Annotated in this window: 9 protein-coding genes; all 9 read left to right on the top strand. The window is 32.1% G+C overall.

Features of this window, described 5'->3' with window-relative positions; all coding sequences use genetic code 11:
• Positions 1 to 2,002: RHS repeat domain-containing protein (locus tag DF185_RS22725; protein WP_133250136.1), on the top strand; the 2,002-nt coding region annotated here is incomplete at its 5' end.
• A 4-nt stretch (positions 2,003 to 2,006) separates the two neighbouring features.
• A complete protein-coding gene (locus tag DF185_RS22720; RefSeq protein ID WP_133250135.1) occupies positions 2,007 to 2,633 on the top strand; it encodes a hypothetical protein in 627 nt (208 codons plus the stop codon).
• A 1,162-nt stretch (positions 2,634 to 3,795) separates the two neighbouring features.
• Entirely contained in the window at positions 3,796 to 4,044 is a 249-nt protein-coding gene (locus DF185_RS23675; RefSeq protein WP_165836107.1) for a hypothetical protein, read from the top strand.
• A 109-nt stretch (positions 4,045 to 4,153) separates the two neighbouring features.
• Positions 4,154 to 4,870, top strand: a complete 717-nt coding sequence (locus tag DF185_RS22705) for a hypothetical protein (protein ID WP_110364020.1) — start codon at positions 4,154 to 4,156, stop codon at positions 4,868 to 4,870.
• 13 nt (positions 4,871 to 4,883) lie between these two features.
• Complete coding sequence (locus tag DF185_RS22700) at positions 4,884 to 5,639, top strand: hypothetical protein (RefSeq protein WP_110364018.1); 756 nt, start codon at positions 4,884 to 4,886, stop codon at positions 5,637 to 5,639.
• Positions 5,640 to 5,641: 2 nt separating this feature from the next.
• Positions 5,642 to 5,815, top strand: a complete 174-nt coding sequence (locus DF185_RS23670; protein WP_165836106.1) for a hypothetical protein — start codon at positions 5,642 to 5,644, stop codon at positions 5,813 to 5,815.
• A 113-nt stretch (positions 5,816 to 5,928) separates the two neighbouring features.
• Positions 5,929 to 6,552: a hypothetical protein gene (locus tag DF185_RS22695; RefSeq protein WP_133250134.1), complete on the top strand. Its 624-nt coding sequence runs from the start codon at positions 5,929 to 5,931 to the stop codon at positions 6,550 to 6,552.
• 370 nt (positions 6,553 to 6,922) lie between these two features.
• Complete coding sequence (locus DF185_RS22690) at positions 6,923 to 11,170, top strand: BACON domain-containing protein (protein WP_110364014.1); 4,248 nt, start codon at positions 6,923 to 6,925, stop codon at positions 11,168 to 11,170.
• 210 nt (positions 11,171 to 11,380) lie between these two features.
• A partial coding sequence (locus tag DF185_RS22685; protein WP_207784731.1) for a DUF6443 domain-containing protein occupies positions 11,381 to 11,825 on the top strand: 445 nt, incomplete at its 3' end.

The following is an 11,825-nucleotide window of genomic DNA, read 5'->3' as shown; positions in this document are numbered from 1 at the left end:
AGGAAAAGTAGACCGAAGTATACACGAGCATGTGGCATTAGGAAAAACCATTGTAGAAAACAAATGGATGAAATACGATCATGCAGGACGCTTAACCAAGGTGGAGTTGGCATACAGTGGAGCAGTAAACAAAACACGAACCACCATTACCGAAATGCTTTACGATGAACTGGGACAGTTAGAAACCAAAAAGTTAACAAAAGCAGGTCGAAATCTTGATTACAAGTACAACATCAGGGGTTGGCTTACCCAAATGAATGCCTACAGGCAATCAGGCGGATCGGGCAGAGGCAATGACGAATTCGGATTTGCCTTGAATTACCAATCGGGTGCCACAACATTTGGCGGAGAAGATCAGTTTAACGGGAATATTGGTAGCATGGAATGGTGGAGCAAGGTAAGCGGAGTGAGCAATCATCGTCAGGCCTATGGATACACTTACGATGCCTTAAACCGCATTAGCAAAGCTGATTTTAAAACCTACAGTTCAGGCTGGAGCGATGCTTCGGGTTACGATGTAACAGGCATTACCTACGACCTGAACGGCAATATCATGACTCTGAATCGTTACGACAAGGGCAACCACATCGACCAATTGGGCTATGGATACAATGGCAACCAATTAAGATATGTAAACGATGCCAGGGATGATAACAAAGGATTCAAGGAGTTATCTTCTAACAGTTTGGAATATTCATACGATGCCAATGGTAACATGACAAGGGACGACAACAAGAAGATCTCAGACATTGATTACAACCTGTTGAACCTGCCGGAGTTTGTAGAGAAGAAAGATGCCGCCGACAAGGTAAGAAACCTTGCCTATGCCTACGATGCATCAGGAGTAAAATTGGAAAACCGTTTGCCGGACAGCAAGAAATTACAATATTGTGCTAACTTTGTGTACGAGAATGGCTCTTTGAAATACATCTTGAATGATGAAGGCAAGCTGAATGTTGGAGATGGCAGCAATACCTACCAGTTCTTTGTAAAAGATCATTTGGGCAATATACGCCTGTCGGTACGTGAAAGTGGAGAGGTAGAGGAATTAAACCATTACTATCCTTTTGGTATGCGCATGAACATGGCTGACAGCAAGACTGATGCAGACCAAAAGTACTTGTACAACGGCAAGGAGTTGCAGGATGAAACGGATTGGTTAGATTATGGGTGGAGAATGTATGATCCTGCTATTGCCAGATGGCACTGTATAGATAATTTAGCTGAAAAGTATATTTCATTGTCTCCTTATCATTATGCTGGAAATAATCCTATTAAAAATATTGATATTGATGGGAATGAATTTACGAGTAGAGCTTGGGTATGGGTTCAGAAACTTCTTAATCAAGTAAATAATAGGGTTACTGATATGTCAGCTGATTTAGAAGAAAAATCAATGAGATTATCTTCAGGCAAAACTAAAAAAGGAAAAAATCTAACTGATAAACAAAAAGATAAACTAAAGGGAAAAATTAATAAACTCAAAGGTAAAATTAATAAGTATGTAGATGTTATTAATGAAATATCTGAATTGGGGGCATCTGACCAAATGTATGATGTAGAATCAGGAGGAACCTCTGCAAATGCCAATGGAGAAACAACATATGATAATGCTACCGGCAATATAGTAATGAGTATTTTTTCAAACTCAAATAATCCGCTTGCAACTTTTGCTCACGAAGCTAAACATGCATATCAATTTGAAACAGGAGCAGTTTCTTTTAGTTATTTAACTGGAGAAGGTAGTAGTCTTTATGATATATCTGACGAAATTGAAGCATTTAAACGAGGACAACTATTTGGTGCAAATACTAATGCGAATATTAATGAGAAATGGGTAAGATTAAAAGGGTATACAGGTTTGCCATCTGGACCTATAGATATTAATACTCCAACAGGTAATGTATTAAATCCTAGTGAAACATATTTACAAGCTATAAATAGAATCACAAGGCTTTTGAAATCAAAAGGAAGGAATCCTGTTCAAGTAATTAAGCAATAATGATATGAAAAAGATAATTCTAATTTGTATGTCACTTTTTTTATTTGTCGAGTGTTCGAAAATTAATAGTGATTCGCTTTCAAGAAGCTATGTACTTAGAGATAAATACCTAGGAGGTAAAATATCATTTTCTGATAACGGGAAGTTTAGTTTGACTTTAAATAATTCATTACTCAAGAAGGCATCAACTGGCTACTATTCAATAAAAGGAGATAAAATAATATTAACCAGCGAATGGCAAAAAGATACAATAATAGTTAAATCAGAAATAAATTCAAGTTTCACATCATTAAAAATTATTATTAAAGACTTTAATGATCTTCCTATTGAAGGGAAGGTAATAGTAGACAAGGTATTTGAGTATAGTTTTGAAGATGGGAAAGTGATAATTGATAGAGATAAGTGGGATGACTTATGGGTTTTAACTTATAATTACATTGATAAAAAAGTGGATACATTGGATTTAAGTAACAAGAATTATAATTCATATTTTATAAGAAGAATGAATACATTTAATTATCCTAATTATTTGTTCTTAGATAGACATGAATTTCTATTAAAAGGTTCTAGTTTAATTGAAAAATCAGGCTTATTATTATCAGAAAAGAAGCTAAAATTCATTTCTAAATAGATTGCCCTAACTGCCGCAAGTCTTCCCGACTTGTGGCAAATAAGCTAAGATATAAGCCTACTTACACCCAGATGGCGCGAGTTTATACTGACCGCTAGTTCGAGCGTTTCGCTCGGACTCTGCGTAGCAGTACTCAGGAAATAAAATATAACCCACTTGCATGTAAAAATGTGAGTGGGTTTTTCATTTAAAGCGCAGCAATATTTTTATTAAAGAAATCTTTAAACTTTTTGTTGGTAAGCATTTTATCAATAATCCTGAAAACGGTCTGTTTGTCTTCTTCATTCAGTTGCTAGGTTAACCTTATTTGTTCCACCACTGTTTTGTCTTCAATTACTACTTCTTTGGGCATGTTGCCGTCATAGTTTAAAATCAGGTCGGTAGTCATATTAAAAATCGAGCCACTTTTTGTAGTTCTTCAATGCTAATGCTTCTTGTACTTTTTAATCAATTCATATAGGACACTAGGGAATGAAACACATCCTTTTCTTAAGAGTATTGTCCTAACTTATTTAACTTCTGACTTCTCGTTTAAAATCTAATTTTGGAAAGTTTCTTCTGAATTATAATTCAGCCATTTTTGTTCTATTATCTTAGTTGTAGAATAAGTTTAAGTTAATTATATATTAATAGAATTGAAGTTTCTATTAAAAAACATATGTTTTATCCGAAATGTAGTTTTTATTCTTCTATAGCAATTGAGAAGCTTGTTATTGAAATTTAATAAGTTAATAGTGTTGATTTATGAGGGATTAAAATTTGTAGTTATCAAAAAGTAAATATTTGCATGAAGGATTTACTCTTGTGTTAGTGTGGTTAATATTGTAGTATTCTCTTAAAATCAGTATAAATAAGAAGTTATTGAAAAAAAAGATAAGTTTATGGGGTTACCTTTGTAGAATTTAAAGAATACATAAATAAGTAAAAAAAACTTCGGTACTGTAATTTAAGTTAATAAATTGCTTGTTTGGTCTTATAATAAGATAAGTGTATATAAAAAATATATTTCAAAAAGGATAAAATTATATTGACATTCAAATGATTCTTGTGGTTGCAATTATTTATGCAAATATATTGGTGTGTTTTGGATGTAAAAAGATAATATGATTAATAATATATGGTTTGTGAGTAAAATATCTACCATTTCTCCTTGTACTTGTTGGTGGGGGAGATTGTTGTGCTAAGGGAAAAGGTAGATTTGGAACAGGCATTGGTTACACTTTTGTTGATTGGACTTTTGATGAAATCTGGGGTGGAAATGCAAATTGGTGGTCGGGATATTTGGGATTTAATGCCTACCGAAATGATGATAATCCTAAGGATTATTTTTATGGATTTAACCCTTACACAGCGAAATCTGTATTTAAATGATGCATTGCAGAATTTCGTTTATGAAGAGAATAGAGGATGAGTAAAGGTCATTGGAAATTAAAAAAACAAATTCAAATGCTTGTGCAAAGCAATAACAGAATAAATAAAAGATTGGAGAAAATCGAACAAACTTTATTTAAATATTAAACATGAAATATTATTTAACATTACTATTTGTATTGACCTCTTTGATTGGATTTTCGCAATCCATAAGTCAATATCATCGAACAGATATTAGTAATTTAACTTCTTCTGCAAATTTAAATCAACCGTTATCAACTTTTGATTATCTAAATCCAATTGGGGTTCCAACTGGGTGGTACAATGCTTATGTTTCAACACATAGAGATTATTTGCATTCATTTATCATTCACAAACACAGAACAAAAGATTGGTATCTGGGCTGGATGGAAGAAAACAGAACAGATCCGGTGTGGCTCAAAATTTACCATACGGGCAACGATGATAACTTGGCTAAGCTTCATGTCGAAAACATTTTTCAAAAAAACCTTAAGGTAAATGCTTCCATTTATACAAAGGAAATAAATGTTAGTACTACAAGTTGGGCTGATTTTGTTTTTGAAGAAACTTATGATTTAAGGTCGCTAAAGGAATTGGAAGACTTTATAAAACTAAATGGTCACTTGCCTAATATTCCCTCGGAAGATGATGTAATAAGTAAAGGAGTCAATGTAGCTGAAATGAACAAGTTGCTTTTGCAGAAAGTGGAAGAGTTGACACTATATACAATTCAACAGCAAAGTAGTTTGGAGAAGAAGCAGACTGAAATTGATGAATTGAAGAATGAGACACAGACTTTAAGAGATAGATTAGATCAAATTGAAATACTACTTAATAATCAATAAAATTCTATAATCGATGAAAAATTTAATAATTCTTTTTAGTGTAATCTTAATAGGTTTTAGTGTTAAGGGACAAACCAATGTCTTTCCAACAGATGGTAATGTTGGAGTGGGAACAATTCAGCCAAACTCCAAAATTGACATTAGGCTGCTAGAAAGTGGAAAAGGTCTTCAACTTGTTGGCTTGAATAAAAATATTGATTTTCACATAGGTCACGATGGATTAACACATGGCTTTTATTGGAGATACAAAGGTGTGGATTCCAATAATGATAATGATTTAGAATTGTGGACAAATAATATAAATGGAGCAGACAAACAGGTATATAACATTCATCAGGATGCAAATATCCAATTTCTTCAAGGTGTTTCTATTGGATGTGAAGCTAAGTCTGGGTTTAAACTTGCTGTAAATGGTTCAATAACAGCTTCTGAGGTCAAAGTTCAAGCCCAAACTGCCGATTTCGTTTTCGAAGATGACTACGACTTAAAAGATCTTGAGGAAGTGGAGGAATTCATAAGCCTTAACAAACATTTACCGGATGTTCCATCGGCCAAACAAATGAAAGAGAATGGTGTTGGCTTGGCTGAAATGAACAAGCTGTTACTTCAAAAGGTGGAAGAACTGACATTATATGTGATTCAGCAAAAGAATGAGAATACGATTTTAAAGATTGAAATGAATCAGTACAAATCTGATCGCCTTCAATTGCAAGAGGTAAAGCAAGAACTGCAAAAGTTAAATTCCTTAATCCAACAAATCTCCAAATAAACATGAGAAAATTACTACTTGCCTGCTTGCTTTTGGCATGTGTAAAATTAAATGCACAAGAGCAAATTAATACTAGTCCCATTTATTTCCAAAATGGTGACATTTCTATTGGAATAACTAATATTAGAACTTCCTTATACTTGTTTTCAAATAGGCAGATTGTGGTTTGCGAATAGAGGCGGCAGGAAAATCGACCGGAATATATCTTCATATAGCTGGTGGAGATTACGGCTTTTTTAGTTTGGGCGGAGGAACTGCTTTAAGGGGCAATGGTCAAATATCTTCTATTATGGGAAAATTGTCTATAGGTAAAGGTAATCCAAGGCATATGTTGGATGTAAATGGTACATCCATATTTAATGGAACCATATATCAGGAAGGAGGAAATGGAACAGGTCTTCGTATTGATCATTCCAGTGGAAACTCTTTTGGAGTTGGTAATTGGGGAGATCGAATGGAATGGTATCATGTTGCCAATGCAAAACAAGACTGGGCATTGCTTACTTTAAAATGCAATGAGGCTGGAGATGCAAAGTTCAGAATAAATGGTTATGCTGATCCTAATGGAGCGAACTTACAAGTGGATAGTGATGCAAGTGTTGGTGGTATGTTAAAGGCAAAAGAAGTGAAAGTACAAACAGATGTCTGGGCAGATCTTGTTTTTGAAGAAGACTACAAACTTAGGAGTTTAAGTGAGTTAGAATCCTTTATTGGCACAAATAAGCATTTGCCTGAAATTCCCTCAGAAAAAGAAGTTAATAAAAATGGCATTTCAGTTGGTGAGATGAATGCAAAATTACTGCAAAAGATAGAGGAGTTGACTCTTTATGTAATTGACCTTAATAAGAGTGTAAATAGCTTGAAAACAGAAAATCAAAGGTTAAATCAGGAAATGGAAAATTTGAGGAGGTGAACCGAACATGAATTTTAACATTTATTAAAATATGGGTGCGAATATGATTTAGAGAGAGTTCAAAAATGAAAAAAAATCAGTAGATGAAAAAGTTATTAATTGAAAAGTTTAGAGGAAGAAGAATGGTTTGTTCATGAAAATTAACACTTGCATGATACTCCTTTTACCAAGTAAATGAAAAAGAAAGGATTAGGTTTTGCTGAAATGAATAAGTAACTATTAACGAATGTGGAGGAATTGACGCTTATGTAATTAAGCATCGGAAGAAGAAAAACACAAATAAATATGCAATAGATAAGATTATTAAAAAATGCTCATTCTTTCCGTGATGAGTTTGATAAGAATAACAAAATTAAAATATTAGTAAAATATGAATGCAAAAATTTCTCAGACCATATTGTTTTTAATATTGTCGAGTGTAATTTCTTTTGGACAAGAAGTAGGGTTTAGTAAATTTATAGAAGTATCTAGTCCAAATGCTACTGAATATAAAAGGTATGGAGATCATCCTGTTGATCTTGTACACGGATCGGTAAACATATCAATACCATTATATCAATTTAAGGTTGGAAGTATTTCTGTTCCAATTAATTTGAGTTACCATACAGGAGGAGTACGTGTAAATGAAATTCCATCATGGACCGGAGTAGGTTGGAATTTAAACAGTGGTGGAGTTATTACTAGAAGTGTAAGGGGGTTGCCAGATGATCACCTTATACCACATGCTTTTAATGGTGAATATATCGAACCAGAAGATTATCCCATATTGATTAATCGACGTGGATATTTTTGGAATTCACACACAGAAGGTATAGAGGATTATTTTAAACAATTAAAAGATTTGTCAACTTTTAAGTATGATATTTTGGAATTCCAACTTGGAGAAATTAATCCTGATGATAAAACTAAATACGATGCTGCAAAATCATCAAATATTGCATACTTAAAATTAAGAGAACGAGATTACGTTTCTGATGAATATTGTTATAATATAAATGGTGTTACCGGTAAATTTTATTTTAATTCTATTAAAGGAGAAAGTGGTAAGGATAGTGTAGAGATTATTACTCATCCACACCGAGAATGGAAAATTAAAATAACGGAATTTGATGATTACGGCAGGTTTTCAGGATTTCTGGTAACCACAGAGAGTGGAGTGAAGTATTTATTCGGTTCAAAAGATAAAAGTTCTAAAAATAAAGAATATTATTCTTCAGAGACGTATACTGGAATAAATTCATGGTATCTTTCGGAAATTATTCCAGTTGATAATCCTAATGTTATCAAATTCAACTATACTTCTCATCATAGTACAGATAATTCAGTTTGTCGAATAAATGATTTTAAGAATGGCTTCTATACAGCTAAAAATGTTCCAAGCTCAGTTAATTATAATGAATATAATGTAGGAGTGGATGGTTATGAAAGTGATATTACAAGTTTTAAACCGTCAAATTTTAGTTCGAGATATACAAAAAGCGGAACCATATTACATAATATTTATTTGGAGAGTATTGAAACTGCAAATCAACTAATTTCATTTCATAGAGCACCTGTTTCTTCAAGGTTATTTAATAATGGCGTAAGTTTACATTGGCAATATAGTGATGGATTTGTTTGGAATACCCCGAAAGAAGTTACTGAATTTTGCACTAATAATGATGAGAAAATGCAAAAACTGACAGGTATTATAATTCGGGATAAGATAAATAATCAGAACAAACGAGAGATTTCCTTTTCTTATGATGATGAAGTTAATAAAAGATGGTTTTTGACTGAAATAATAGAAGGTGAAAAATCATATAACTTTAGTTATATTCCAGGGCTTCCAGTTCAAAAAAATGATCAACAATATTATAATATACAAACTGATCATTGGGGGTTTTATAATGCATTTCCTTCAGCGTTTGTTTCTACTATTGTACCTTATTGGTTTGGAATGTATGGATCCAATCGAAATGTAAATGAAAATTATACTAACACTGGATCTTTGAAAGAAATACGATACCCAACAGGCGGTAGAACTAAGTTTGATTATGAGGCTAATAGGTTTGGGAAAGTGAAATATGATAATAAAAACAAATTTAATTCAGGTTTACCTATAGTTAAGAATTTGGATTTCGATTTTTCTATAAACATTGATGAAGTAACCTATTTTTATGGTAAATATAAAGGGAATCGATTTTGTTTTTTATTAAAGCCAGGAACCTATAGACGAAGTGATTTTATAGATTATGGTAGAAATTTCAACAATCAACTAGGCTTTGGGTCTAATCCTAATACTTATTACTCTATTGATGCAAATAATATTCCTTTTGACAATTTCTTATACTACTTTACAAAAGATGATGTGATAACATCATATGGACCAGGTATAAGGATTAAGAGTATAGAAAAATATGATATTGACAATGAATTGGTAGGAAAAACTGATTATGAATACGTATTAGATGACTTATCATCAAGTGGAGTTGTATTAGAGAAACCGAATTATGTTGAAAAAATACTAAAATATGAAAAGAATGTATTGTGTTTGAATACTTTAGAGCTTATCAATAGAAATAGTCAGGAGCTGATTTACACGAGAGTTGTTGAAAAACAATTAGATAATGGCAGTGTAGTTTATCACTATAATGATAATGTTAGCAGTGAACCGGTTAAAGAGGTTATAGATTTTTTATCTTCAGGTCTTAGATCGCTAAGTCCTAATAGGTTTGGTTTTTTAAAATATGATGTTCCAGATCGACAGGTCGATTTAAGTTCATGGGGTAAGCTATATTTAAAAGAAGTCTTTGATAGAAATAATCAACTGAAAAAGAAGGTTGAATATCAATATTACACCAAGTTTGCATCAAATCGAACACTTCTTATTTCAAAAAATCCATCATACTTTCATAACTTCTTTGTGAGCTATTTTGTTCGTGATTGGAGGTTTAAGGAGAATTTATTAAAATCTGAAACGGTTACTGACTATTTTAATGGAAATGAACTTGTAACTAAAAAGACAATTAATAGGCATTCTAGATTTTATAGTTTAGTTAAATCGGAAGTTACTGATAATGAAAATTGTGTAATAAGTAAAATTTACAAATATCCTTTTGATTATGATTTATCAAAAATTGAAAGTCAAGCAAATATTTTTCGTGAAATGATTGATAGTAATTTTATTTGTTTACCAGTGGAGATTCAGACTGTTAAGAATGGAAAACTAACTTCAGCAATATTGAATGAATATTTGTTATGTCAGAATAAATTCAGATTAAAAAAAATGTATTCATATGAAAATAAAAAATTACTTGATGTAGATAATCTTAATACTAATAATTATGGGAAGTATGATAAGTGGAATCATTCTCCTAATCAATTCAAATTGAAATATGAATATTTCTATGAGAATGGATTGATTTCTTCTATTCGTTCAAATATAGAAGAACAGTCATATTTATGGGGGTATAATAACAATCATTTGGTTGCTAAAATAATAAATTCAGGACCTCAAAAACTTATACATGTTAAGAATTCTATAGGGATGTATGTGAATAAGTTGTCAGATTATCAGAATTCTAAATTAAGAAGTAATTTCCCAAACTCTCAAGTTGAATCCTATAAATATGATCCTGTATTTGGATTAATTGAAATCACAGATGTTAATAATCTTTCTACTCATTATGAATATGATAACATGGGTAGATTGATGACCGTTAGAGATGAAAACTTAAATATATTAAGTAAATATGAGTATCATGATGTGAAAAATCAAAAAACGATTCAAAACTATTTTTCATTTAAGTATGAAGGTGTTGATTTGGGAAGTAGTGGATTTATACAAGGATTAAAACTATCTGACGAAATAAAAATCGAAACAAATTTAGATTGGGAAATTGTTGAAGATTTAGATTGGCTTTCAATAGATAAGAGTAAAGGAACAGGTAGTTATATGATTAAATTTACTTGTAAGAATAGAATTAATACAGATAGAGTTGGTCGAATTACTGTAAAAACCGAAAATAGAGAATATTACCTGTATGTGAGACAGTTTAAATCAAATCATTTTTACTTTAAGACAAGCGGTGGAATACATAAAGAATTATTTTTATGCTATTCAGATTATAATAACCATACATTTGAAATACTTTCAGATGATAATTTAACGATACAAAGTGATCAAGCTTGGTTGGATTGCACAGTTTTAAGACAGGATGAGAAGTATATTGTATGTTTAAATACAAATTCATTTCAAAATATGAGAACTGCAAATGTATTCATAAAGGGATCTACTACAAATAGTGTTGTTAAGGTTTTTCAAAAGGTGCCAGGGGTAGAGATTGTTTTAAATGATGGTAATGTGATAAAGAAAATGATTGATTCACGTACAATGCTATTAGAGCGTAGAGATTCGGATTTCAGATCAATAAAAATGATAGGAGTGATTGTTTCTGGCAATTATAGAGTAGATTGTGTCAATTGTATTTTATTTGATACAGTTGAAAATGTAATACTTAAGAATATTGAAGGGGGATTTATTAAAGGTGGATTAGAATTGTCTTCTGGTAAAGGAGAAGTGAAATTTTATTCACAAGAGGATAATACACTTGTATTTAAAATTATTATCAATTAAATAGTACAAAATCAATTGAAATGGAAAGATGTAATGCTTTCACCCAAGCAAATGTAAATTTTCACAAAAATAGTTAGAGATTATCGAGAGATGAATTATATATTAAATCATATATTACTTTTTTGTTTCCTGCTCACATCCTTTTTGAGTAGTGCCCAAACACAAAGCAAAAACTACATTAAAAAATCCGTTCCCCAAACCCAAAGTGGTTTGAGCGGGAACACCATGCACACGGTTCAATACTTCGACGGTTTGGGACGCCCTGATCAAAGCATTCAGGTGGGTGCCAGTCCAAATAAGTTCGATATTGTTCAACCATTTGATTACGATGATTTTGGTCGCGAGAAAAAGAAATACCTGCCTTACACTTTAACCACAGGTAATTCCGGAGAATATGTAGGAGGAGAACTTGATCCTGCCAAATGGGCAATACATGGTTCGGAAAAAAACTACGCCTACAGGGAAACCCAATTCGATGGCTCTCCATTGAACAGGGTAGAAGCCCAGGGAGCTCCGGGGTCGGCCTGGCAGGTAAATGGCAAAAATAAAGTTCAAATAGACTATGCTACCAACCATGGAACTGAAGTATTGCTTTTTGAATTGAATGGTGACAAACTGGAACAGACAAAACATTACAGTGCGAACCAGTTGTACA

The organism is Marinifilum breve (assembly GCF_003202155.1).
Taxonomy (GTDB): Bacteria; Bacteroidota; Bacteroidia; order Bacteroidales; family Marinifilaceae; genus Marinifilum; species Marinifilum breve.
This window is presented reverse-complemented; position numbering and strand designations above follow the sequence as displayed.

Excerpts from the sequence above, each read along its gene's own strand:
- DF185_RS22690 (WP_110364014.1), top strand. The coding sequence starts at position 6,923 with ATGAATGCAAAAATTTCTCAGACCATATTGTTTTTAATATTGTCGAGT.
- DF185_RS22700 (WP_110364018.1), top strand. The coding sequence starts at position 4,884 with ATGAAAAATTTAATAATTCTTTTTAGTGTAATCTTAATAGGTTTTAGT.
- DF185_RS23670 (WP_165836106.1), top strand. The coding sequence starts at position 5,642 with ATGAGAAAATTACTACTTGCCTGCTTGCTTTTGGCATGTGTAAAATTA.
- DF185_RS22705 (WP_110364020.1), top strand. The coding sequence starts at position 4,154 with ATGAAATATTATTTAACATTACTATTTGTATTGACCTCTTTGATTGGA.
- DF185_RS22720 (WP_133250135.1), top strand. The coding sequence starts at position 2,007 with ATGAAAAAGATAATTCTAATTTGTATGTCACTTTTTTTATTTGTCGAG.
- DF185_RS22695 (WP_133250134.1), top strand. The coding sequence starts at position 5,929 with ATGGGAAAATTGTCTATAGGTAAAGGTAATCCAAGGCATATGTTGGAT.